The organism is Confluentibacter lentus, assembly GCF_002806995.1.
GTDB lineage: Bacteria > Bacteroidota > Bacteroidia > Flavobacteriales > Flavobacteriaceae > Confluentibacter > Confluentibacter lentus.
Map to the genome: position 1 here is coordinate 165303 of NZ_NIHE01000006.1, position 25620 is coordinate 190922.

At 35.8% G+C, this 25620-nt stretch carries 17 protein-coding genes; 10 read left to right on the top strand and 7 right to left on the bottom strand.

Features of this window, described 5'->3' with window-relative positions; genetic code table 11:
• Positions 1–5: 5 nt before the first annotated feature.
• The gene (locus CDH50_RS12200) at positions 6–2225 is read right to left on the bottom strand and encodes a RelA/SpoT family protein (protein ID WP_100612555.1); all 2220 of its coding nucleotides are present in this window, start codon (positions 2223–2225) and stop codon (positions 6–8) included.
• A gap of 71 nt (positions 2226–2296) precedes the next feature.
• Positions 2297–2869: a non-canonical purine NTP diphosphatase gene (locus CDH50_RS12205; RefSeq protein ID WP_100612556.1), complete on the bottom strand. Its 573-nt coding sequence runs from the start codon at positions 2867–2869 to the stop codon at positions 2297–2299.
• A 76-nt stretch (positions 2870–2945) separates the two neighbouring features.
• Between CDH50_RS12205 and CDH50_RS12210 the strand changes: the two genes are divergently transcribed.
• Together CDH50_RS12210 and hpf are read left to right on the top strand one after the other, a co-directional pair.
• On the top strand, positions 2946–3314 hold the full coding sequence (locus CDH50_RS12210) for a DMT family protein (RefSeq protein WP_100612557.1): 369 nt from the start codon (positions 2946–2948) through the stop codon (positions 3312–3314).
• Positions 3315–3417: 103 nt separating this feature from the next.
• On the top strand, positions 3418–3717 hold the full coding sequence (gene hpf, locus CDH50_RS12215) for a ribosome hibernation-promoting factor, HPF/YfiA family (RefSeq protein WP_100612558.1): 300 nt from the start codon (positions 3418–3420) through the stop codon (positions 3715–3717).
• Positions 3718–3734: 17 nt separating this feature from the next.
• Here the strand turns inward: hpf and rlmH are convergent, their stop codons facing one another.
• The gene (rlmH, locus tag CDH50_RS12220; RefSeq protein WP_100612559.1) at positions 3735–4208 is read right to left on the bottom strand and encodes a 23S rRNA (pseudouridine(1915)-N(3))-methyltransferase RlmH; all 474 of its coding nucleotides are present in this window, start codon (positions 4206–4208) and stop codon (positions 3735–3737) included.
• Between the two features lie 123 nt (positions 4209–4331).
• On the opposite strand from rlmH, the gene nadC reads away from it, so the two are divergent.
• From nadC to priA, 3 genes are all read left to right on the top strand, one after another.
• Positions 4332–5192: a carboxylating nicotinate-nucleotide diphosphorylase gene (nadC, locus tag CDH50_RS12225; protein ID WP_100612560.1), complete on the top strand. Its 861-nt coding sequence runs from the start codon at positions 4332–4334 to the stop codon at positions 5190–5192.
• A 90-nt stretch (positions 5193–5282) separates the two neighbouring features.
• Positions 5283–6221 (top strand): YihY/virulence factor BrkB family protein, encoded by a 939-nt coding sequence (locus CDH50_RS12230; RefSeq protein ID WP_100612561.1) that lies wholly within the window; start codon positions 5283–5285, stop codon positions 6219–6221.
• 2 nt (positions 6222–6223) lie between these two features.
• Positions 6224–8677 carry a replication restart helicase PriA gene (gene priA / locus CDH50_RS12235; protein ID WP_100612562.1) on the top strand — a complete coding sequence of 818 codons (2454 nt, stop codon included), beginning with the start codon at positions 6224–6226 and terminating at the stop codon, positions 8675–8677.
• Between the two features lie 103 nt (positions 8678–8780).
• Here the strand turns inward: priA and CDH50_RS12240 are convergent, their stop codons facing one another.
• Complete coding sequence (locus CDH50_RS12240) at positions 8781–9476, bottom strand: LytR/AlgR family response regulator transcription factor (protein ID WP_100612563.1); 696 nt, start codon at positions 9474–9476, stop codon at positions 8781–8783.
• A 197-nt stretch (positions 9477–9673) separates the two neighbouring features.
• Between CDH50_RS12240 and rpsF the strand changes: the two genes are divergently transcribed.
• The 5 genes from rpsF (at position 9674) to hisS (ending at position 13348) form a co-directional block, all read left to right on the top strand.
• Positions 9674–10012, top strand: coding sequence for a 30S ribosomal protein S6 (gene rpsF, locus CDH50_RS12245; protein WP_100612564.1), 339 nt, complete (start codon positions 9674–9676; stop codon positions 10010–10012).
• A 2-nt stretch (positions 10013–10014) separates the two neighbouring features.
• Entirely contained in the window at positions 10015–10314 is a 300-nt protein-coding gene (gene rpsR, locus CDH50_RS12250; protein ID WP_100612565.1) for a 30S ribosomal protein S18, read from the top strand.
• Positions 10315–10326: 12 nt separating this feature from the next.
• Complete coding sequence (gene rplI, locus CDH50_RS12255) at positions 10327–10773, top strand: 50S ribosomal protein L9 (protein ID WP_100612566.1); 447 nt, start codon at positions 10327–10329, stop codon at positions 10771–10773.
• Between the two features lie 89 nt (positions 10774–10862).
• Positions 10863–11330 (top strand): DUF6495 family protein, encoded by a 468-nt coding sequence (locus CDH50_RS12260; RefSeq protein WP_100612567.1) that lies wholly within the window; start codon positions 10863–10865, stop codon positions 11328–11330.
• A 347-nt stretch (positions 11331–11677) separates the two neighbouring features.
• Positions 11678–13348, top strand: coding sequence for a histidine--tRNA ligase (gene hisS, locus CDH50_RS12265; protein WP_100612568.1), 1671 nt, complete (start codon positions 11678–11680; stop codon positions 13346–13348).
• A gap of 79 nt (positions 13349–13427) precedes the next feature.
• On the opposite strand, the gene CDH50_RS12270 is transcribed toward hisS, so the two are convergent.
• From CDH50_RS12270 to CDH50_RS12280, 3 genes are all read right to left on the bottom strand, one after another.
• Entirely contained in the window at positions 13428–18365 is a 4938-nt protein-coding gene (locus tag CDH50_RS12270; RefSeq protein ID WP_100612569.1) for a LamG-like jellyroll fold domain-containing protein, read from the bottom strand.
• A 174-nt stretch (positions 18366–18539) separates the two neighbouring features.
• Positions 18540–24155: a LamG-like jellyroll fold domain-containing protein gene (locus CDH50_RS12275; RefSeq protein ID WP_157804982.1), complete on the bottom strand. Its 5616-nt coding sequence runs from the start codon at positions 24153–24155 to the stop codon at positions 18540–18542.
• Between the two features lie 251 nt (positions 24156–24406).
• The coding region (locus CDH50_RS12280) for a MopE-related protein (protein ID WP_157804983.1) at positions 24407–25620 on the bottom strand (1214 nt) is incomplete at its 5' end.

The window sequence follows — 25620 nt, forward strand, 5'->3', positions numbered from 1 at the left end:
CTTTTTTACACTCTATAGACCTTATCGATGCCATTAATTTTTTTAAGCATTTCTACAACCTTTTTCAAAATGGTATTGTTATTTACAATAAGGTTTATTTTTCCAGAAAAGAGGCCATCATTTGTTTCAAAGCTAAGACTTTTCATGTTTACATGCATATTCTCTGAAATGATTTTGGTCACTTCATTTACCAATCCCATATGGTCTATTCCAGAAATCATAATATATGCTGAAAATTCTTGACGGTTAGAGTCTACCCATTTTGCAGGCATAATTCTATAAGCATAGTTAGATTGTAAACTTAAGGCATTCGGGCAATTTTTTTTATGCACTTTAATACCTTCACTAACTGTTACAAACGCAAAAACCTCATCGCCTGGAATTGGGTTACAGCAAGTTGATAATTTGTAATCAAGTTTTTCATCTTCTTTTCCAAAAACCAATGAATCGTAATTGACCGTGACGTCATCTTTCTCTAATTCTTCTTTGGGGATGTTTGTTTTGCGTGTAATCTTATTTTTTAAAAAGCTCATTAAAGCATTGCTTCTGGATGAGGCAAACTCTTTAAGCATCACATTGTCAATAGAACCAATCCCTACACGATAAAAAAGATCTAAACTTGTTTTAAGTTTAAAGTATCGAACCATTTCGTTGATACTATTCTCATTTAACGTTATTTTAAGCTGTCGTAACTTTCTTCTTAAAACCTCTTTGCCTTCTTCGCCAATGATTTTTCTGTCTTCTTTTAAAGCTGATTTTATTTTTGCTCTAGCTCTGGCCGTAGTGGCATAATCTAACCAATTGGCATTTGGTTTGGCATTATCTGAAGTTAATATATCCACTTGATCGCCACTTTCCAATACATGGCTAAGCGGTACTAACTTGCCATTTACTTTGGCACCACGGGTTTTCATGCCAACTTCTGTATGGATATTAAAAGCAAAATCCAGTGGTGTAGCACCTTTTGGCAACGATTTTAATTCGCCCTTTGGCGTAAAAACAAATATTTCTTTGGAATATAAATTGAGTTTAAATTGTTCCACAAAGTCTACCGCATTCGTCTCTGGATTTTCGAGGGCTTCTTGAAGTCTATTAATCCAGCTTTCGAGATTATCTTCTTTTTCGGTATCTTGTTTGTACTTATAATGTGCTGCATAGCCTTTTTCAGCAATTTCATTCATGCGCTCACTACGTATCTGTACTTCAACCCATCGTCCTTTAGGCCCCATAACCGTAATGTGCAAGGCTTCATAACCTGTAGATTTTGGTGAAGAAATCCAATCGCGAAGGCGCACAGGATTTGGTCTAAAATGATCGGTTACTATGGAATATATTTTCCATGCCAAGAATTTTTCGGTAGTTTCATCACTCTTATAAATGATTCTAATAGCAAATTTGTCATATACTTCATCAAAAGAAACCCCTTGTTTGATCATTTTTCGTCTTATGGAAAAAATGGATTTTGGACGGCCTTTTATGGTGTATTCTAATTTTTCTTTATCCAATGATTTTTTTATGACATCACTAAACTCTTTGATATATAGGTCTTGTTCTTCCTTACTTTCTTTTGTTTTGAAAAGGATGTCATTATAAGTATCTGGTTCTAAATATTTTAAACCCAAATCTTCGAGTTCTGTTTTTATGTTGTAAAGCCCGATTCTATGTGCTAAAGGGGCATAAATATACATGGTTTCTGATGCGATTTTGATTTGTTTGTCCTCTCGCATCGAGTCCATGGTTTGCATATTGTGGAGTCTATCTGCAATTTTGATGATGATGACGCGTACATCATCATTCATGGTAAGAAGCATTTTTCGGAAGTTTTCAGCTTGTAGCGACACATCCATATCTTGCTCTTTGCTTAACGACGAAATTTTGGTAAGTCCACTAACAATTTTAGCAACGGTTTCCCCAAAAAGACTTTCAATATCTTCTATGTCATAATCTGGACTATCTTCTACAACATCATGAAGTAAGGCAGCAGCAATGGATGTTGCGTCCAAACCAATTTCTTGGGCAACAATTTTTGCAACAGCAATTGGATGAAATATATAAGCTTCACCAGATTTTCTGCGTTGGTTTTTATGTCCGTCAACTGCAATCTCAAAAGCCTTTCGTATTAATTTTTTATCATCATCCGTTAGTGTGGTATAGCTAACGCTCAATAACTCTTTGTAGGCTTTGGTAATGGCAGCATTTTCTTTTTCTATGTCTTCCTCTGTCATAGACTAAAAGTAGTGTAAAGAATATTAACTAACAACTCGCTTTTTTGTTTTTTATAATTTAATTTTAAGTTCTAGGAATTTAAAAACGCAATTAGCTGAGAAACGGCTTTGCCACGATGGCCAATCGTGTTTTTAAGTTTTAAATCCATTTCGGCAAATGTTTTTTGGTATCCATTAGGTTTGAAAATGGGGTCGTAGCCAAAACCATTTTTTCCTTGTTTTTCATTGGTTATTTCACCTTCACAAATACCTGTAAATATATGTTGTTGATTGTTAAGTTCTAATGCAATAACGGTTTTAAAATGAGCGCTTCTATTTTGGCAATCTTTTAAAGCATTTAGCAATGCATTCATATTATCTTCCGCATTTCGTTGTTCGCCAGCATAGCGCGCTGAGTAAATTCCAGGTTCACCGTTTAAGGCGTCAACTTCCAGTCCTGTATCGTCTGCAAAACAATCATAACCATAGTGGGTTTTTATGAATTCTGCTTTTTGTATGGCATTGCCTTTTATGGAATTTTGGGTTTCGGGAATCTCCTCATAGCACCCAATATCTTCTAAACTTAATAGTTTAATGTGTTGTGGAATTAATTCTTGTACTTCTTTTATTTTGTTGGGATTATTTGTGGCAAAAACGAGTTGCATATATTTAATTTTTTACCAAAATTAAGACAATCAAAAAAATAGATTAATTTAGTTTTCATTATTTTAACATTAATATATGAAAGGACTTTTAACCATTGTGCTTTTAGTGATAAGCAATACGTTTATGGTAATGGCTTGGTACGGCCATTTAAAATTTGCCGAGTGGAAGTGGTTCAACAAATTAGGGTTGGTAGCCATCATATTAATCAGTTGGTTTATAGCTTTGTTTGAATATGCTTTTCAGGTGCCTGCGAATAAAATAGGGTTTAAAGCAAACGGAGGCCCTTTTTCACTTCTTCAATTAAAATTGTTGCAAGAAGTTATAACGCTGGTGGTTTTTGCCATTTTCACACTCATTTTTTTTAAAACAGAAACTTTTAAGACCAATCACATCATTGCCTTTATTTTCTTGATTTTAGCGGTTTACTTTATGTTTAAGAAATGAAGTTATGCAAATATTTATGTTTTTTTTATGATGAATGTTAGTTTAAAATAGTTGTAAAAAATGTAATTTCCCTTTATAAATAAATTAAATAAAACATTAAGTTATGATTGTAAATTTTGAATATGTTGGTGTTGATGTAAGTGAAACGTTATCAGCATTCACTGAAGAAAAATTGAGGAAATTATTTGATAGATATGAGTTTTTGATAAGTGCTACGGTGTATTTCAAGCAAGACGAAAATCAGCATGAAACAGGTAAGATTTGTAATATCGAGCTAAGTTTGCCAGGGCCAAGAATTTTTGCCTCATCAAGCGAACAAAATTTTGAAGTATCAGTGAGAGAAACTATCAGTGATTTAGAACGTCAATTAAAAAAGAGAAAAGAAGTTTATAAAACGCATTAAATCAATTAATAATTATTTTACCTGTGGTGATAGGGTTCATTCTTTAAAATAGTAAATCCTCGATACAGTTGTTCAATAAAAAATAAGCGAATCATTTGATGGGAAAATGTCATTTTAGAAAGTGATAGTTTCCCATTTGATTTGTTATAAACATCATCCGAAAATCCATAAGGTCCACCAATAACAAACACCAATTGTTTGATGCCAGAATTCATTTGTTTCTGTAAATATTCAGAAAAGGCTAAAGAATCATATTGTTTGCCGTTTTCATCCAAAAGAACCAATACATCGGTATTATTTATCTTTTCTAATATAAGTTCCCCTTCTTTTTGTTTTTGCTGACTCTCACTTAAATTCTTAGCGTTTTTTATATCTGGAATAATATCCAACTGAAAATTAATATAAAAGGATAAACGTTTAGCATAACCCTCTATTAAAGATTTCAATTCTTTGTCATCTGTTTTCCCAATTGCAAGCAGCTTAATAGTCATATGGCAAAATTAGCATTTACTATTTATGAATAATGGATTTAAATTAAAGAAAAATACAAAATTCATAATTGCAAAATTTCAATTAGCCAATCAATTTCTTATTTTAGCGCAAACTTTCTAAAAATGATAACCAAAGAACAATTTGAATACGAAATTGAATTAATAATTTCTAATGCTATACGAGAAGATGTAGGTGACGGCGATCATAGCTCTTTAGCATGTATTCCTGAAGCTGCAAGAGGAAAAGCGAAACTTTTAGTTAAGGACAAGGGGATTATAGCGGGGGTTAACTATGCCAAACGCGTTTTTGCTTATGTGGATAAAACCTTGAAAGTAGATATTATTATTGAAGACGGCTCTGAAGTTACTTATGGCGATGTCGTTTTATATGTTGAAGGGTCGCCACAATCTATATTAAAGTGTGAGCGTACCGTTTTAAATGGTATGCAGCGTATGAGTGCTATTGCTACGAAAACTAGAAGGTTTGCCGATTTGTTAAAAGGCACTAAAACACGAATTTTAGACACTAGAAAAACAACACCAGGCATCAGAATGCTTGAAAAATGGGCTGTAAAGATTGGTGGGGGCGAAAATCATAGGTTTGGGTTGTTTGATATGATTATGCTTAAAGACAATCATATAGATTTTGCGGGTGGTATTACAAGGGCTATTGAAATGACAAAGGAATATCTTAATGAAACAGGTAAAGATTTAAAAATCATGGTAGAAGCCAGAGACTTAACAGAGGTTAAAGAGATATTACAAAATGATGGTGTTTATAGGATTTTAATTGATAATTTTGATTACGAAGACACCAAAAAAGCCGTGAAATTGATTGGTGATAAATGTTTAACAGAATCTTCAGGAAACATTAATGAAGAAACCATTAGGCATTATGCCGAGTGTGGCGTAAATTATATCTCATGTGGAGCGCTAACACATTCTGTATATAATATGGATTTAAGCTTAAAAGCTATAAAATAACTTTTAAAGATCTAATAGTTTAATGAGTTGTAGAGGTTATAGAACTCTTTATTTTAATAACTTTGCTTTAAACCCTTATGCAAATTATTAATGACCAAACCACTTGAGGACAAGTTAGCTAAAATTCCTGTTTTAAATGTATTGGTTCGTTTTTTTAAACGATTTAAATTACCAGGTCTTGAAGGATTGTCTTTTTATGATTTATTGGAATTATATGTCACTGGTATTGTAAAAGGAGCTTTAACAACCAGAGCAAGTGCTATTGCTTTTAGCTTTTTTATGGCACTGTTTCCTTTCTTGTTGTTTATTCTTATAATTATACCCTATGTGCCCATCGATGATTTTAAAATCGATTTTTTAAAATTTTTAGAATCGTATTTACCGGCTAGTACTTCAGATTTTTTCTTTGAAAACATTTTTGAAAACATAGACCAATCGCAAAGGGGTGGATTGCTGTCTTCTGTTTTTATTTTATCTATTGCTTTAATGGCAAACGGCGTGAGTGCCTTGTTTTCTGGTTTTGAAAATTCATATCACAGTCATATTTCAAGAAATATATTCCGACAATATTTATATGCTTTGAGTATTGCCTTGATATTGTCATTTTTGTTCATTATAATGATCGTGTTCTTGGGGTATTTTCAAATTTATGTCGTTGAAAAATTATTATTAAGCATTAATGATGGTTACGACGAAAAGGCTCAATTAGTATTTTGGACCAATGCGGTAAAATATGTATTTTCAATTATCATGGTTTATTTAGCTACTGCAACATTGTATTATTTTGGAACCAGAGAAGGGAAAGATTCTAAATTCTTTTCCGTAGGCGCACTTTTTACAACAATTCTTGTGGCGCTTTTATCGTTTTTATTTGGTGTTTACATTGACAACTTCAGTAATTATAATAAACTATATGGTTCTATTGGAGCGCTTTTAATTTTAATGTTTTACCTATGGCTCAATGCGAATGTCTTGCTTTTGGGCTACGAATTAAATGTGTCTTTAAACCGACTTAGAAAAAGGAAATAGCCATGCCACATTTTATTGATGTTATCATTCCTATTCCACTTCAAAAACTGTTTACTTACAGTATTACAAAAGCGGAAGCAGACTTTTTGAAAATAGGTATGCGCGTGTCCGTTCCTTTTGGTAAGTCAAAAATTTACACAGGGATTGTTTACAATATACATAACGATGCACCAACTGCTTATGAGGCGAAAGAGATTCACCAAATTTTGGATGATTCACCCATTGTCAATCAAAAGCAGTTGCAATTATGGCATTGGATTGCCGATTATTATATGTGTACGTTGGGCGATGTGATGAGAGCGGCTTTGCCAAATGCTTTTATTTTAGAAAGCGAAACCATCATTAGTAAAAATAATATCAAAGAAATTGATGAATCTACTTTAAAAGATGATGAATTTCTGGTTTATGAAGCTTTACACCATCAATCTTCATTAAAAATCCATGATCTCGTTGATATTCTTGACAAGAAGAATGTTTTGCCTGTTATCAATGGATTGTTGGAAAAAAACGCCATTCAGTTAGATGAAGAGGTTTATGAAAAGTATATTCCTAAGTTGGTGCGTTATGTGAAGTTGCATACAAATTTCTCTTCGGAAGCAACACTTCATAAATTATTGGATGATTTGAATAATGCACCGAAACAGCGTCAAGTCATTATGACCTTCTTTTCTATTTCGGCTAAAACGAAAAAACCAGTAAAAGTATCCGATTTATCTAAGGAAAGTGATGCGTCTCCAGTCATTATAAAATCGTTAATAGATAAGGGTATTTTAGAAGAATACTATATTCAAATGGATAGAATCCAATATTCTGGTGATGCCAACGAAGATTCAAAAAACTTAAACGATTATCAAACCATTGCATTAAAAGAAATTAAAGAATCTTTTGCAACTCATAATATTACCTTGCTTCATGGTGTCACGTCTTCCGGAAAAACAGAAGTGTATGTGAAGCTTATTGAAGAAGCCTTGCAAAAAGGCAAACAAGTTTTATATTTATTACCAGAAATTGCTTTAACTACGCAATTAATTACCCGTTTACAGAATTATTTTGGCGAACAGGTGTCTGTTTTCCATTCAAGATATTCCGCCCACGAACGTGTTGAGGTTTGGAACAATGTTTTGAAAAATGCCGCGCAAGCGCAAATCGTTCTCGGAGCGCGTTCTTCCATATTTTTGCCATTTAATAATTTAGGATTGATTATAGTGGACGAAGAGCACGAGCAATCCTTCAAACAATTTGATCCGGCACCACGTTATCATGCACGCGATACGGCTGTAGTTTTGGCAAATATCCATCGAGCTAAAACATTATTGGGTTCCGCCACGCCAAGTCTGGAAAGTTATTATAATGCCCAACAAAATAAGTATGGTTTGGTTGAAATCAACCAACGCTATAATAACGTGTTAATGCCAGATATTGAATTGGTAGATATTAAGGATAAGCACAAGCGTAAATTGATGAAAGGACATTTTAGCGACCGACTCATTGAAGAAATGGCCGATGCTTTAAAGAATGGGCAACAAATCATATTATTTCAAAATCGGCGCGGGTTTTCGCCCATTGTGGAATGCAATACCTGCGGCCATGCACCTCAATGTTCGAATTGCGATGTAAGTTTAACCTATCATCAATATAGAGACCAATTGCGCTGCCATTATTGTGGTTATATGACGCCGATGATGAAAACGTGTATGTCTTGCGGTAGTCCAGATTTGGATAGTAAAGGTTTTGGAACCGAACAAATTGAAGAAGAAGTAAAAGCCTTGTTTCCAGATTATAAAGTCGCCCGCATGGATTTAGATACCACCCGTGGTAAATATGGCTACGAAAAAATAATAACGGCTTTTGAACAATTGGAAGTTGATATTTTGGTCGGTACACAAATGCTTACTAAAGGTTTGGATTTTAGGAATGTTAAGTTGGTTGCCGTTATGAACGCGGATAATTTATTGAACTTTCCCGATTTTAGGGCGCACGAACGTAGTTTTCAATTGATGATGCAAGTATCGGGTAGGGCTGGGCGCACCGAGGTTAGGGGCAAAGTATTGATTCAAACGTATAATCCGTACCATGCTATTTTACAACAAGTTTCCAATAATGATTATTTGGGTATGTTTAATGAGCAAATGAACGAACGGCACAATTTTAAATATCCACCCGTTTATAAGCAAATTAAAATCACATTAAAGCATAAAGATTACACAAAAGTAGATTCCGCAGGCATTTGGTTGGCAAAATCATTGAGGCAGGTTTTCGGTGATTATGTTCTCGGACCCGAATCGCCACCTATATCCCGTATAAGAAATCAGTTTTACAAAAACATTTTAGTGAAAATTCCAAAAAAGCAATCCTTATCAAAAACAAAAGAAGCCGTTATTAAGATTAATAACAGCTTCTTAAGTATTAAAGATTTTCGGTCAGTTAAGTTGATTTTAAATGTTGATAACTTTTAACGACATTTCAATTATGTCATTCTGAATTCATTTCAGAATCCCAATATTTTATTAATAATGTTATGAGAAACTGAAATAAGTTCAGTTTGACCCAAACATTACATTAAATATTATTCAAAGCATCAACAAGTTGTGTCTTTTTATTTCTACTTAAAGGAATTTCGTAAGCGCCCACTTCAACATTTTTACTGTTGAATCTATCAATCTTATCCAGATTAACAATATAAGATTTGTGGATTCTTAAAAACTTACCTTCAGGCAATTCAGATTCAAAAGATTTCATGGTCGATAATACCACAAGGCTGCTGTCTTCAGTTACCAATTTCACATAATCGCCAAGAGCTTCAATCCACTTAATGTCTTTAATATAGACCTTACGTTTTTTAAGATTGCTTTTTACAAAGATGTGTTCACCTTCCTCTTCGTTAAAGTCCTGAATTAATTTGTGTTGCTCTAAAGCTTTCTCAACAGCAACATTAAAACGTTCTCTAGTGATAGGTTTGTGTAAGTAATCGGTAGCGTCATAGTTAAATGCTTTAAAAGCATATTCTGTTTTACCGGTTACAAAAATAATTTGGGGTTTGTTGTTCAATACGTCTAAAAGTTCAAATCCATTCAATACTGGCATTTCAATATCCAGAAAAATTAAATCAACTTGATGCGTATTTAGACCATTTTTAGTCTCTAGCGCGCTACTGTACTCTGCTATTAAGTTGAGATTGGGGTGATTCTCTACTAGCTTAACAATTGAGAGCCTTTGTATCGCTGAGTCGTCTACTACTACACAGTTTAAAGTCATAACATTATGATATTTCGGTTAAGATATCGACAATAGTACAAAAAATTCGGCTAAAAACCAAAAAACATCGTTAAACTGTTTAATTTAACATTATTTTAACATTTAATTCCCGTATCAAATATACTATTATTTTTGTTGTTTTATATTAAGATAATAACTATTTTTGCACCCATTTATTAACAATAAATAGAATTTATATGAATCATTATGAAACTGTTTTCATCTTAAATCCCGTTTTATCTGAAGACCAGATAAAGGAAACAGTACAGAAATACGAAGATTTTCTTGTTTCTAACGGCGCTAAGATGGTATCAAAAGAAGATTGGGGGCTTAAAAAATTAGCGTACCCAATTCAAAACAAAAAAAGTGGTTTTTATCACTTATTTGAGTACACTGTTGCCGGTGAGGTAATTGGTCAATTAGAAGTAGAGTTTAGACGTGACGAGCGTTTTATGCGTTATTTAACTGTAGCGTTAGATAAACATGCTATTTCTTGGGCAGAGAGAAGGCGAGATAAACTTAAACAAAAAGCTTAATTATGTCAACATCAATAGAACAACAATCTAAAGGTAAAAAAGACGGAGAAATTAGATATCTAACCCCGTTGAACATTGAAACCAACAAAACTAAAAAGTATTGTCGTTTCAAAAAATCTGGTATTAAATACATAGATTATAAAGACCCAGATTTCTTATTGAAATTTGTAAATGAGCAAGGTAAAATTTTACCAAGACGTTTAACAGGAACTTCGTTAAAGTTTCAAAGAAAAGTATCTGTTGCCGTAAAAAGAGCACGTCACTTAGCTTTGATGCCTTATGTAGCGGATTTATTAAAATAAAATAGCATAACTATGGAACTTATATTAAAACAAGACGTTGAAAATTTAGGATTTAAAGACGATGTTGTAACAGTTAAGAACGGTTATGGTAGAAACTTTTTAATTCCTCAAGGACAAGCTGTTATGGCTACAGCTTCTGCTAAAAAAGTATTGGCAGAAAACCTTAAGCAAAGAGCTTATAAAGAAAAGAAAATTATTGATGAAGCAACTAAAATTGCTGATGCTTTAAAAGCATTAGAAATTAAAATAGCTGCTAAAGTTGGTTCAGGAGACAAATTATTTGGATCTGTTGGAAACATCGATTTAGCTGAAGCTTTAGAAAAAGAAGGTCATTCAATTGATAAAAAATTCATCACGGTTGCAACCATTAAACGTACAGGTAAATACAATGCCGTCATACGTTTGCACAGAGCGGTAACTGTAGATCTACCTTTCGAGGTTGTTGCACAAGCAAACTAATTTTTTATAACATATTTTAAAAGCCTCAACTGTGTTGGGGCTTTTTTTATGAGATTTCCGCCTTCGCGGAAATGAAAAATCGATTTTTGATGAAGTACACAAGACTTACTAAGGAACAATTTGAGGAACTACACCAAGAGTTCATTAATTTTTTGGCAACGCAATCTGTCACCGCTGATGAATGGAAGAATTTAAAGGAAAACCGACCAGAATTAGCCGAAATGGAACTGGATGTTTTTAGCGATTTAATTTGGGAAGGCGCTTTAAATGCTGCTAAATATTTAGAGCACATATCGCCAAACCAAATGCATTTATTCAGTTTGAATGATGAAAATATGCATCTTATTGGCATAAAGGTGAAGAATGATAAAGACATTACCGCCACCGAAGGCTATAATTGGCTGCGGGAGAATTTGATGCATGACGATGTGGAGTTTTTGCAAGCTAAAAAAGAGTATAGCGATGATAAAAACCTGGATAAATTTAAACTCATCCAACAAGGTGCGGTGATTACCAAAGGCGACTTGTTTAGGTATTTTGATAAGTTGATAAATTAATCGTCATTGCAGGAGGAACGACTGAAGCAATCTGTGAAATCCTAGTTACCCATAAAGAGATTGCTTCGTGCCTCGCAAAGACGGTAATTTAGCAACTATATTACCATAATTCCGTTTCAATTTAAAAGATTACTTCGCTTTTTTTAATTAAAAAGCTCGCAATGACGTTTTCATTATTATTTTTGTCACACTGAGCGCAGTCGATGTGCGTTTTGTCATTCCTGTGCAAGCAGGAATCCATTTAAACTAATATTTTTGTTTCCTCACCATACAATAACATCAGTAATAGTATGATGCGGACTGACTTTATAACTAAAAAAGATACCTGCTTTCGCAGGTAGTTAAATATGGCTCAAAAACCAAGCATCCCAAAAGGAACCCGAGATTTTAATCCGGAACAGGTCGCAAAACGCAACTATATTTTTAATACCATTCGTGGTGTTTTTGAAACGTTCGGATTTCAACCTATTGAAACACCAAGTTTTGAAAACTCGGAGACTTTAATGGGTAAATATGGTGATGAGGGTGATAGATTGATTTTTAACATTTTAAATTCTGGGGAATTTTTAAGAAGTTTTAATGATAATTTAATAAAGACTATTAAAACCGCTATTCACAATTTAGGAATAGGAATGCGTGAGGATAAAAATTTTGACTTAATGAAATTTGAATCAAATTTCATTGCAAAATTTCCAAATATATTAAAATCATTGAAGGACGTAAAGTTTGATGAGAACATTATTAATCTTGAAAACTTGACAAATGACATATGGTTTAGGATTAATCAAATAGTTTTAAAGCATGAAAATCTAAAGGCAAGATTGCTTAAGGAAGATAATGACAATTTAACGGTATTAACTAATATTGTATTTGGTGATTTTTATTTTAATTTTGGAAATAAATATGTAGGTAATTATATCTCAGAAAAAGCCCTCCGCTACGACCTAACGGTCCCATTCGCCCGTTACGTTGTACAACACCAAAACGAGATTGAGTTTCCATTCAAGCGTTACCAAATACAACCTGTTTGGCGTGCCGATAGACCACAAAAAGGACGTTTTAGGGAGTTTTACCAATGTGATGCCGATGTGGTGGGAAGTGATTCGTTATGGCAGGAGGTGGAGTTTATTCAATTATATGACACTGTTTTTTCAGCATTAAAACTAGATGGTGTTACCATTAAAATCAATAACCGTAAAATTTTGTCTGGTATTGCCGAAGTTATTGGCGCTTCTGATAAATTAATCGATTTTACGGTGGCTTTAGATAAACTCGATAAAATAGGCGAGGAGAAGGTAAAAGAAGAGATGTTTTCCAAAGGTATTTCTGAAGTTGGGATTTCTAAATTACAGCCCTTATTTACCTTATCGGGTTCTTTTGAATCGCAAATAGAATCTTTAAAATCCATTTTATCATCTTCCGAAGAAGGCAAAAAAGGGATTGACGAATTAGCGTTTATAAATTCAGCTATTACCGAATTAGGATTAACAACAGCCACTTTGCAGTTGGATGTGACGTTGGCACGTGGATTAAATTATTATACAGGCGCTATTTTTGAAGTCGCAGCTCCAAAACACGTGCAAATGGGCTCCATTGGGGGCGGTGGACGCTATGATGACCTAACTGGTATTTTCGGATTAGCTAATGTCAGTGGTGTGGGAATTAGTTTCGGATTGGATCGTATTTACTTGGTATTGGAGGAATTGGGCTTGTTTCCCGAAACCGTCACCAAAAGCATTGATGTATTATTTATAAATTTTGGCGATAAAGAAGCCTTATTCAGTTTAAAAGCCATCAAGCAATTACGATTACAAGGCATTCATGCCGAATTATACCCTGATGCTGCCAAAATGAAAAAGCAAATGGCACATGCCGATAAGCGTGCGATTCCGTTTGTGGTCTTGGTAGGCGAGGAGGAAGTGAATTCCAACACCTATACTTTAAAAAATATGGTTTCAGGAAAACAATCTAAAGTATCACTTCAAGACTTGATTTTAGAAATAAAAAAAGAGTCCTAAAAATTAATTTAGGACTCCCCAATTAAGCGGTTATGTAAATAGCAGATTTGGGGTCTACTTGTCAACAAAAAATAACCACTTATTGTATCAATACTTTTTTAGAAAACTTACCATATTCGGTAGTTAACTGTATAATATATGCCCCTGTTGCTATTTGACTGGCCTTATATTCTAAATAATTTTTGTTTGTTTCTGTATCGAACTTGAACATGGATTGTCCAAGAATATTAAACATCTCTACAGATTTAATTAATTTTAAATCGGAATTATCCACTACGATGCTCTTCTTATCATTTGAAAAATAGACATTAATTTCATGGTCTTTAACAGTGTCTACAGTCAATGTCTGTGCTTTAGAAAAGGTGATTTCAAATCGGTTTAAATATTCACCTGTATTTAAAAATACATTATATTTTCCCTCTCTTAAATTGTGATATATACCTAATTCTTTATCATGTAAATAAATATTAATATTATCAGGCACATTTTCCAATTTATCAATGATGATATTATTATTACCATCTTTTTTCGTATGAATACCAAGTGGTAATATGGTGCTGTCATCAATGGCATCAATACCTTGTATGCTATGTTTGTTAGTATCAATCATCCAATACATATCATCTGCTTGAGTGTCTATATAAAGCGCATCAAATCCCCAATCTTTTCCTAGCGTAGCTCTAGTGTCTACGGTTGCTAAAATCTGTCTATGCAAAGAGCCCACAGAGTTAAAGCCTATTCGGAATTTCATTCTAGTGTCTTCAGATTTCTTGTTAGCGGATATTTTACCATTTTTAGAATTACTCGATTTTATGAATAGGGAATTAGCACCATCTTCTTTTTCAAATGCACGCTGACCATTATTAAATTTTATGGTTCCCGTAGTTTCGGCTGTGACAAAAAATCCTTGACCTACCGGAATATAACGTCCTGGGATTTTTGTAGGTGTACCTGCCGATGATACATCTGGGTCACTCGTGCCAATTGCTGCTGCTGGTACACCACCAGAAAGAGAATATGTGGCATATCCACCTTGATATTCTCTCAAAATGTGTGAGCCACCGCCCCAATGTTCCCAAAAATAAAGTGTGCCAGTTGTGGAGCCAGCTCCTGCAATGGTAGGGCCATTATCTAATATGAATTGTTCCGCATCGATAGCGGAAGCGTATGGATTTCCAACTAAATAGTCATTACCACTGTTAATGTTTAAGGTAATATCACCATTATTTGGTTTTCCTCGTAATATATAATTTTGCTCAGTTGTTATAGAGCCTGTTCCAGGACCTTTCATAGTGAATCCTTCGCCAGAAAGAAGTGTTCCCGTACTGCGAACATGTTGCCATTTTGAATAGTTTCCAGATAATTGATTGCTGAATTTCCATATCCAATAATCGGCAATTCTTAATGGTGACGCCGTACCGTTATAGCCAGAGGTATTAAAGCCAACATTGGTAAAGATATCGGTTACTTTGTAATTGTTATTGTTTGTGGAATTATTAGTCTTTCCAACGGGAGATGACCAGTAATTATAAGTAAATGTATCTGCCGTACCTTGTTGGTCTTTTTCTAAAGCACCGGAACTTGTGGGATCCAATGTACTGTCCATGCCTTGAACTAATTGGGAATCGCCTTCCAAATCAATTAAGCCATCCAGTTTGAGGTACCAACTTACATTTAGTTCAGAATCATTCAATACGCTAAAAGTTATTGGATTTGATCCAGCATCTAGTTGGTCTACAAATAATCCTAAGTGTTTTTGATTGGCATTGAAGGTTACATTATTATGGGTTACTTTAACAATAGACCAATCGTAAGTAACAGCATCATCACCGCAAACACCATTTGAAGGTACAGCAACGGCTACTGGTAAACTTCCACTTTGTTGTGTGATGAATGGAAGCGGAGCAGTTTGCACATCAATAATTTTTGTATTGTATATTCTAGCACCAGAGGACACATCTACGCTTGCCGTTGTTAAATCGTCTATAATGTTGTCTTTATAAGTATCCATGCGGAAGTATCTCACTAATGATGACCAATTTAAAGGAGTTGAGACATTGGTAGTATAGTTGTAATCGTTGATGTCTTTTGGAATGATACGGCCTCTTACAATACCTGAGTTATCTTCTATTTCCTGATATATCATTTTATGTAACTCATCACTTGATAATGCTTTGCTGAAGACTCTAACCTCATCCATAAATCCTTTAAAAAACTTGCTGTTCGTGTCTGGTTGCCTTCCCAATGAAAAGCTTGATGCATCCGCATTTAAAGGGCCCGAACTGGTTGTAGTCATGGCAACTTCTCGCCCGTTTATATACAATTTAAAAAAACCACCCAAACAATCGCAACTAAATGTTGCGGCTAGATGAATCCATTGGTTTGTGGTTAAAGGCGTATTGTGGGAGATGGTATATCCATCTGCATAAGCTGTTACGCTTTTATTTGAATTAAGTTGTATATAAAATTGATTCTGCCCAATAATAACCTGATTACCGGTAGCCGTTGGGTCTATTTTTATCCAACCCATTATAGTCGCCTCATTCCAACCATTTATAATTGGAGGTTCTTCAGCATAATCATTTCTTCCATCAAAATAAAGATGTAATTTTCTGTCTAAATCTCTTGGAGATCCAAAAGCGTTGTCGTCTGTATCAAACAAATCGACAATACCATCTCTATCCGTGTCAGCTGTATCATCAATAGTACCATCATTATTTGCGTCTAAATTGCCGTAAAGTGTATGTGAGATATCAAATGTAGATCCATTAGATGTTACATCCATATAATCGGGTATGCCATCGTTATCAGTGTCTTTAACATAATGGTGCCAGCCTGGCCCCGTAGATCCTTGGTTTTTATTCCCATAAGCCGTAGAAAATGTGCCTCCGTTATAATAATCATAAATATCTAGAATACCATCTGTAAAATATTCTAAAATGCCATCGGAGTTAATGTCTGTTTGTCTAACAGCATCAGTGTCAATTCCATCACCAACACCATCGCCATTAATATCACCATCACCATTTTGATAGGTTGCATTGGCTGTATTTCCAGCTCCAGATTCATCAACATCAAAAATAGTATCATTATCGCTATCTAAATCCAAATAATTTGGGGTTCCATCCAAGTCTGTATCTAATACAATATGTCCTTCACTTAAATCGTGCATACCATTGCCATTGGCATCACTCCAAGACGTAACACCTGTTAATGTTGCTGTTCCTTCACTGTAATTACCTAAACCTGCTTCAACCACATCTGGAATTCCATCATTGTCCGAGTCTAAATCAAAAACATCGGCAACACCATCGTTATCGGTATCGCAAAGGGTCTGAGAAATAACAATATCATCAATAGCCAAATCATTTCCTAAGCCACCAATTTCATTATTAATAAAATATACATAAAATTCACTAACATTAAAGGTTAGGTTGGCTGAAAAATTATGCCAACTTCCAGCTGGGTCTCCATTGATTGAAGGTGGAATATCTCCAGTTAAAATGGTTGCTAACAGATTATTATTAACATCCCTAAATTCTACTTTAATATTTGGTCGAAGTCTGGTTGCTATGTTTGGCGCTGCTTGTGTATCTAAATTTAAAACCCAGAAACTGTAAGTAACGGGTATGTTAGGTAATGCTCCCACTATGCTTGCTGTATAAAATATGCCAGGCTCGTAAGAGGCATTAAACATGGCCATTCTACCGTTATTATCGCCAGAAGTGTGATCCTCACCAGTATACCACAATCCATCTGCCCAACTGGCAACTTCGTTGTTTGGTGTTTGGTTAATGCCATCTCCATTAGCTGCTTTATGGTATACTACATATTCACCATCATTTAAGTCGATACCTCCAAGAGATGGACAACTTGCGGTTCCATCTTCGTAACAATAGGTGGTTTCAGCATCGTAGGTAGTGTTGATGGTTGTTCTCGTATTTCCTTCTCCAAAAGTCTCATTTAAAAATTTGTAGTTTATTGATTTTGATATGGATGAAGTTTGACAAGCCAGCTCTTCTTCGAAATCTAATATGCCATCATTATCATCATCCACATCAAGATTATCAAAAACGTTATCACCATCGCTATCAAAAAAATTTTGTTCAGAACGCGCTTGTATATTGAATTGATATGCTGACTCATTAGAATCATTATTATTAATGGTTATTGTAGATGTTTTTGTTCCTAAGGTGAGGGAAAGAAATTTTATCGTGAATGTGGTACTTCCACCAATAGCAATTGGAGACGATGGCGAACTTGTAATGATAAAATCGGTGGTATTTGACAGTACCACACTCGAAATTATTAAATCAGCTGTACCTAAGTTTTGTATTGTAAATGTTCTAGAAATTTCGATACCCTCATTGGCAGTCGTAAAATTAGTAAAATCGATGTTAGATGGGGTAATGTCTCCATTAGGTATTGCAAAGGTGTTCCCAGTGACGTTTATTTCGGGAGACGGTGGGTAACCTGTAATGGTTACATTGTCTATATATACATCATCAGTAGTCTGATTACCACTAGACCTGAATCTAAATCTGGAGTTTGCAGTAAATGTATAAACGGTAGTACTAGCTATGGCTATTTGATTAAGATAATTTGTATTGAGGTTGAAGTTTGTCCCTCTTACATATTGCGCTATTGGTGTAGCATGCCAAGTTGTACCACCATTACTGGAATATTCTATAAAAAAACCTTCTCCATTGGAATAACCTGCTGCTCTAAAGTCGAATTTAATCTCAACAGAACCATAACTAGTAAGGTCAATATTGTTTGTAAAGGTTATTGAAGTTGCCGTATTTGATTGAAGATTAACCGAATTAGCTCCCCCACCGGTTATTCTAGAGCTCGTGTCAAGAATACAATTAGTGCCACCATCATTCCAAATAGTAAATGGAAATGTGCCTCCTTCAAAAGTTTCGGTATTTATTACCGTTTGAGAATGTGAAATGAGAGATAATAATATACTAGCCAATAGTATACTAAACCTATGCGGGATAGTAAAGTTTTTCATAAGTAGGTTATTTAGTTTGGGACTAAATCTTTTATTTACTCAAATAAATGTGGCTAATATAATATTTTTTTTTAATATATCCGATAAAATACTAAAAAATACGATAAAGTGTTTTTTTTGGTAAAGTTATAAGTAAACAATAAGTTTGTGGTTTTCTATTCCGGCAACAATAACTTATTTTATTAATACTTTTTTTGAAAACGACCCTTCTGGTGTTTGTATTTTAATGAGATAAACGCCTGTACTCATCTTATTTGTCTCGTATTCCATATAATCTTTGTTAGTGTTCTCACTAAATTTATTAATGGTTTGACCAAGTAGGTTTATTATTTCCACTGATTTAATCTGTTTTAAGGTTGGATTATGAATAACAATATTCCCTTTTTCATTGGAAAAATATACCTGAATAGTTTTGTTTACAATGTCATCGGTATCTAATGATTGTGACTCGGAATTTTTAAACGTTATTTCAAAACGATTTATATGGCTCCCCGGTAAAAGATAAACCTCGTAATTGCTTTCTTTTAAATTATGCTGAATGCCTAATTCTTTATCAATTAGATAGATATCCAAATCGTTAGAGATGTTTTCTAGGGCATCTAATTTAATTTTTGAGATGCCCGCCTTGTTGGTTTTAATTCCCATAGGAAGTTTTTGGGTGTCATCAAAATTATCAACACCTTGAATAACATAGTTACCATCATTAATGATCCAAAACATATCTTCTTTAAGATCTTCAATTAATGGCGCATCGTATCCTAAATCGAATTCATTTGAGGCTTTTTCGTCAACCCCAACGGCTAGTTGTCTATGGTATCCTTTAGGAGAATCAAACATTAATTTTATTTTTTGTCTAGTGTCAGTTTGACTTTCTTTTGTAGTTGAGTTTTTAGATTTGTCATTTTTTGGTTTTATAAATAATGAAGGATCGGAAGCTTCAGTTCTAAAATCACGTTGACTGTTTTTAAATGTTACTGTTCCACCATCATCTGCAACTACAAAAAAGCCCTGACTTACTGGAATGTATCTTTCTGCAGTTTTTCCTCCAATAGCTCCGGTGTTAGCTATTCTTGTGTCATTGGAAACAGCTACCGTGCTTGTTAATAAGTTGTATATAGCATAACCACCTTGATATTCAGCTAGCACATGGGTGTTACTTGCAAAATGGTCCCAAAAGTATAACGCACCGTTTATAATATTGGTTGCCGCTCTACCACCATCTCCCACACTGATGTTATCTAAAATAAACTCATTGGCATCAATAGCAGAAGGGTAGGGATTGCCAATTAAATAATCGTTTCCTGCTGTTACTGCTAGGGTAATGTCTCCATTATTTGGTTTGCCGTTAAATGTATAGTTTTGTTGTAATGTAATGGCGCCGCTTGTATTTGCAACACCTTTCATGGTAAAGCCTTCTCCAGCTAATAAAGTTCCTGTACTTCTTACATGTTGCCATTGCGAATACGTGTTACTGGTTCTATTAGAGTATTTCCATATCCAATAATCAGCTATGCTAATAGGTGTTACGCCAGGAGTTCCCGGGTTTCCATTATAGCCCGAAGTTAAAAAGTTTATGGTAACCGGAGCGGTCGATACAGAGCCATCTCTTAATACATTTGGCACTCTATAGCTGTTGTTGTTGGTTGTAGTGTTGCTTATACCAACTGGAGATGACCAATAATTGTAAGTAAAGAAATCCCTTGTGCCTTGTTGGTCACGTTCCAATCTACCAGAACTTGTAACGTCTAAAATACTATTGGATGTTTGTATTAATTGGGATTCTCCATCTAAATCCATAAAACCATCAAGCTTTAAGTAAAAACTGTTATAAAGTCCTTTGTTTGCTGTAATAGAAAACTCATTACCTGCATCTACAATAATACCAACGGTACCTTGGGTATTATACGTCCCATCCATAATGATATTATGTTTTATATGAATAATAGTTGCATCTTGCGGATTATTTTGTTTAGACATGATGTCCCATTCGCTTCCATTAAGCCAGCTAGCCGTATTTGTCCAATCACCATCAGCTACAGTTTCATAAGGAAGAGGTGCTCTTTGAAAATAAATATCTTTAAAGTTATACATTCTGGCGCCTGCAACATCTAAAGTCCCTGTTTTTTTATCATCTAAAATATCATCTTGATAACCATCCATCTTATAATACTTTACCAAGTTAGTACCAATAGAAGCTGAAATATTTGTCGGAATTATTTTTCCACTGTTAAAACCATTCAAGTCATCCAATTCTTGGTACACCATACGTTTAAGTTCGTCGGATGTTAATGCCACATTAAAAACCCTCACTTCGTCAATTTCTCCTTTGAAATAATTGGTTCCAGAGGTCGCTTTGCCGATACTGAAATTAGAAGCGTCTGTAATACCTCCAGAAGCATCGGATGCTTCTTGTACGCCATTAATATATAGAACCGTTTGACCTCCTTGAGTTGTAACGGCTACATGGGTCCAAACACCATCTGTTATAGCATTTGTTGAGGTTATGGTGGTGCCTTCTACCACCGCACTAATGGTATTGGTGGCATCATTAAGTCTTAAGTATAAGTCATTTTGACCGGCAATGATTTGATTGTTGCCATTCGTATTGGCGCCATCGGTTTTTATGAATGCCATAAGTGTAGCATCACCAGAAGGAATTATATTTACATCTTCAACATAATCATTCCTTCCATCAAAATATAAGCTATAACTAGCATCTAAATTTCTAGGTGAGCCAAAAACCGTATCATCGCCATCTCTGGATGCCATGATACCATCACCATCGGCATCGGTTATATCGTCTAGAACTCCTCCGGTATTAGGTAAATGCGCATAAATTTCTATGGTATCTATATCATAAATGCCTGTTAAGTCATTATATGGGTCTCTATAATCTGGAAGCCCATCGCCGTCAGAGTCTAAAGCATATAATGGCCCAGTACCTTGGTTATCATTGCCATAAGAATTTGTGTAGTTTGTATTTCCTTGATGGAAATCGTAAATATCCAAAATACCATCGCCATAACCTTCTATGGAACCATCTCCGTTGGAATCTTTTTCCCTAAAGGTTTCTGATTCTGGACCGTCTCCGGTGCCATCTCCGGTAATATCCCCATCACCATTAATAAATCCTGGATACGGATTGTTTGAATTGAAAGTTCCAGATTCGTCAACATCAAACAAACCATCGTTGTCGCTGTCTAAATCCAAGTAGTCGGGGATACCATCACCGTCTGTATCAATAGTAGAAAGAGATTCCAAAATATCAAGCATACCATTACCATTTGCATCTGCCCAACTGGCTATGCCAGTTAAATGACCTTTGCCCTCACTTAAGCCAGCTGCCGTAGTGTTGGCTTCCACCACATCGGGGATACCATCATTATCACTATCTAAATCAAACACATCAGCAACACCATCACCATCCATGTCGCAAAGGGTTTGTCTAACTTCAATGTCATCAATAGCTAAATCGTTTCCATTTCCCCCGGGTGCATTGTTAACAAATTGCACCACGAAAGCCGTTTGAGAGGTTGTAAATTGTTGCGTAAATTGTTTCCATTGAGATACTACACATGTGTTAAATGTAGGGTCCAATGGATTGTAAGCGGGGTCATTTGGATCATTAACAGCGCCAGGGCATCTTGTAATTTCTCCAGTATTAAAGGTTGCTAAAAGAACACTTTTATCAAGGGTATAAAAGTTTACGGTAACATCGGGTTTTCTTCTGGGCAGTTCTCCTGCACTAAAACGATTATCGGCATTGTCTAGGTTTACTACCCAAAAACTATAGGTAACAGGCACATTCGCTAGTGTCCCTTTAATTTGGGTTTCATAGAAGATTCCTGGATCGTGACTTGCATTAAAAATAGCCATTCTGCCATCGGTATCTCCAGGAGTATGGTCTTGAATATCACCCCAAGCATACCAGGCCCATTGGGCAATCTCTGGTCCGTTAGGAGCTACTCCATTAGGAGCCGCAGCAATTTGAACACCATCTGTAATAAAACTTGCCACTGTATATTTACCATCTCCAACACTTCCTGCTCCTCCTCCAGCAGCACCATTTTCATAAGTATATGTAGTAGATACCGTGTATAGGGAGCTAATGCCAGTACCTCTACCTATACCGGTACCAAAGGTTTCATTTAAAAATTTGTAATCTGCTTGCGAAGCACCGTTAGATACACGACAAGCGTTTTCTTCATCAGAATCGCTAATCCCATCATTATCGTCATCAATATCCACATCATCATAAATGCCATCCCCATCACTGTCATAAAATACTTTATTGGCTTCCGCTCTTAAATTGATTTGGTAGGATGCTTCATCTGGGTCATTTGACAAAATGGTTAATACATCGTTTTGTATCCCGATAGTTGGAGAATTAAAGGAGATGACAATATTTGCTGTACCTCCAACTGGTATAACGGCTCCTGATGGATCACTAACTATTGTAAAATTTGTAGAGCCTCCAAGAGAAATGCTTCCTAAGGTTAAATTTCCAGTTCTTGAATTATTTATAACAAATGTTTTTGTTATGGTTTCGGATGTAATTTGCGCCGTACCAAAATCGGTATTATCAATTAAAATCGGTGTATTTGTAGCATTTCCAATAATGAATATACCGTTACCTGTAATATCAATATCTGGAGTTGGATTTTCTGAAATCCCACTAATTGTAAAAGTATATGGGTCTTCACCTCCGGTAGAATCGGTATTGTCTATTCTCACTATAGCTGTATGGGTTCCTACTGCCAAAGGATTATAATTGACCGTAAATGTTAAGCCTGAAGCTCCGCCCACAATCGTGCTATTTTGAGCTGGCTGTGTAGCTATTGAAAAGTAGCCTGAAGGATTACTTGAAAACGTAATGCCTGTTCCGTTATCACTAATGGTTAGTATTGTTGATGCATTACTAATATTATTGATGGTGAATGTACGACTTGCCGTTGTTGATACTGCCACATAGCTAAAATCGGTATGGTCTGTTGTAGAAGGCGTTGCATCTCCATTTGTTATTTCCAAGCCATTTCCGCGTACTTCTATTTCGGGTGTTACGTAGGTTACTAAAACTCGACCAGCAGCGCCATTTCCGCCTGAACGATTTGTGGTATTATTTACATATGCACCACTACCACCGCCGCCAAATGTACTTCCACCAGCTCCATTACCGCCACTATTATTTCTTCCAGTGCCACCATTTCCCCCACCAATGGTGGCTCCATTACCCCTTGTTGTTCCAGAGGCATTATTACCATTTCCTGTTGAACCCGCACCACCGCCGCCGCCGCCGCTTATGGTGGTCGTACCGCTCGCACCATTACCGCCACTAAATGTAAATTGCCCATAAATGGATGCTACACCACCAGCCCCGCCAGAGACAGTGCCGTTATTTGGAGCACTTCCACCAGCTCCACCCGGAGCATATAAAGTAGTGGTAGAACCAAACCAAGAAGGATTGCCTGTTTCGCCTGCTCCAAATGTTCCTATTGTAGTACCACCTACAGTAACAGTGTAATTAGTACCTGGTATTAATCCTGTAAAGGTGCTTCTTGCATAAGCACCGCCGCCGCCGCCGCCGCCGCCGCGAGTATTATCTACACTTGTGCCTCCACCAGCACCCCCAGCACCCCAAGCCTCTACGGTAATTTCCGTAACACCTGCTGGTACAGTAAATGTGCCAGATGTTGTAAAAGTTTGTGTTGTTTGTGAATAAGCTTCAAAAGAGAGCAATAAACTTAAAAGTATAAAAAAGAGAGAGTTGGATGAAATAGCAATTTTTTTCACAATAGGTTAATTTAGTTTGGGACTAATCATTTATGAGCCAAATATATATGTATTATCGATATAATGCAAATATTATCGATTAAATACATTTATTATTTTTAAATAATTGATATTCAATAATTTAATTTATTGAATTTTGATTAAATTGAAGTCTTTATTGATGAATTTATAAAGCATATCAAAGGATTTTAATAAAAAAGGGTCACTATTTTATAGCAACCCTTTGATAATTATAGGTTTATAATAAATATTTAATACTTAATCAATCTTTTAACAATACTCTCACCGGTTTCTTTACTTGTCATTTTTAACAAGTATGGTGCTTGTTGTAAATTGTTTAATCCATTTACATGGATGGTGCCACCATTACTTGAGTATTTCTTGTCAAATACAAGTCTTCCATTCAAATCAAATATTTTAATGTTAAACTCACTATTATTAAAACGTAATGGAATTTTAATAACAATATTATGATTAAAAGGGTTAGGGGACATATAAACATTGTATAGATTAAAATCATCTATGCTTAAAGATCCATCTGATGTTGCTGGGTTACAGTCATCATCAATGCCGTTCCCTATGATTTCAGTAGTACCAGGGTTTATGGCACTATCGTTATCGTCACAGTCATTTGTTGCCGGAGCCGTGGTCGAATAGCCAACGCCCGGAGAGGCGCACTGGGTCACGGAGGTTGTGCTTCCGAAGAAACCATCGCCATCATTGTCCACGCCAGCGTACCAGATGGTATCAGGATTAATGGTATCGTCGTTATCGTTACAGTCAGGCGTTGCCGGAGCTGTTGTTGAGTAACCAGCACCCGGAGAGGCGCACTGGGTCACGGATGTGGTGCTTCCGAAGAAACCATCGCCATCGTTGTCCACACCAACATACCAGATGGTATCAGGGTTTATGGTATCGTCGTTATCGTTACAGTCAGGCGTTGTCGGAGCTGTCGTCGAGTAACTGGCACCCGGAGAGGCGCACTGGGTCACGGAGGTTGTGCTTCCGAAGAAACCATCGCCATCGGTGTCCACGCCTGTGTACCAGATGGTATCAGGGTTTATGGTATCGTCGTTATCGTTACAGTCAGGCGTTGCTGGAGCGGTTGTTGAATAGCCAAGGCCCGGAGAAGCGCACTGGGTCACGGAGGTTGTGCTTCCGAAGAAACCATCGCCATCTGTGTCCACGCCTGTGTACCAGATGGTATCAGGGTTTATGGTATCGTCGTTATCGTTACAGTCAGGCGTTGCTGGAGCGGTTGTTGAATAGCCAAGGCCCGGAGAAGCGCACTGCGTCACGGAGGTTGTGCTTCCGAAGAAACCATCGCCATCGGTGTCCACGCCTGTGTACCAGATGGTATCGGGGTTTATGGTATCGTCATTATCATTACAATCAGGCGTTGCTGGAGCGGTTGTTGAATAGCCAAGGCCCGGAGAGGCGCACTGGGTTACCGAAGTGGTACTTC

Excerpts from the sequence above, each read along its gene's own strand:
- CDH50_RS12200 (WP_100612555.1), bottom strand. The coding sequence starts at position 2,225 with ATGACAGAGGAAGACATAGAAAAAGAAAATGCTGCCATTACCAAAGCC.
- CDH50_RS12205 (WP_100612556.1), bottom strand. The coding sequence starts at position 2,869 with ATGCAACTCGTTTTTGCCACAAATAATCCCAACAAAATAAAAGAAGTA.
- CDH50_RS12210 (WP_100612557.1), top strand. The coding sequence starts at position 2,946 with ATGAAAGGACTTTTAACCATTGTGCTTTTAGTGATAAGCAATACGTTT.
- hpf (WP_100612558.1), top strand. The coding sequence starts at position 3,418 with ATGATTGTAAATTTTGAATATGTTGGTGTTGATGTAAGTGAAACGTTA.
- rlmH (WP_100612559.1), bottom strand. The coding sequence starts at position 4,208 with ATGACTATTAAGCTGCTTGCAATTGGGAAAACAGATGACAAAGAATTG.
- nadC (WP_100612560.1), top strand. The coding sequence starts at position 4,332 with ATGATAACCAAAGAACAATTTGAATACGAAATTGAATTAATAATTTCT.
- CDH50_RS12230 (WP_100612561.1), top strand. The coding sequence starts at position 5,283 with ATGACCAAACCACTTGAGGACAAGTTAGCTAAAATTCCTGTTTTAAAT.
- priA (WP_100612562.1), top strand. The coding sequence starts at position 6,224 with ATGCCACATTTTATTGATGTTATCATTCCTATTCCACTTCAAAAACTG.
- CDH50_RS12240 (WP_100612563.1), bottom strand. The coding sequence starts at position 9,476 with ATGACTTTAAACTGTGTAGTAGTAGACGACTCAGCGATACAAAGGCTC.
- rpsF (WP_100612564.1), top strand. The coding sequence starts at position 9,674 with ATGAATCATTATGAAACTGTTTTCATCTTAAATCCCGTTTTATCTGAA.
- rpsR (WP_100612565.1), top strand. The coding sequence starts at position 10,015 with ATGTCAACATCAATAGAACAACAATCTAAAGGTAAAAAAGACGGAGAA.
- rplI (WP_100612566.1), top strand. The coding sequence starts at position 10,327 with ATGGAACTTATATTAAAACAAGACGTTGAAAATTTAGGATTTAAAGAC.
- CDH50_RS12260 (WP_100612567.1), top strand. The coding sequence starts at position 10,863 with ATGAAGTACACAAGACTTACTAAGGAACAATTTGAGGAACTACACCAA.
- hisS (WP_100612568.1), top strand. The coding sequence starts at position 11,678 with ATGGCTCAAAAACCAAGCATCCCAAAAGGAACCCGAGATTTTAATCCG.
- CDH50_RS12270 (WP_100612569.1), bottom strand. The coding sequence starts at position 18,365 with ATGAAAAACTTTACTATCCCGCATAGGTTTAGTATACTATTGGCTAGT.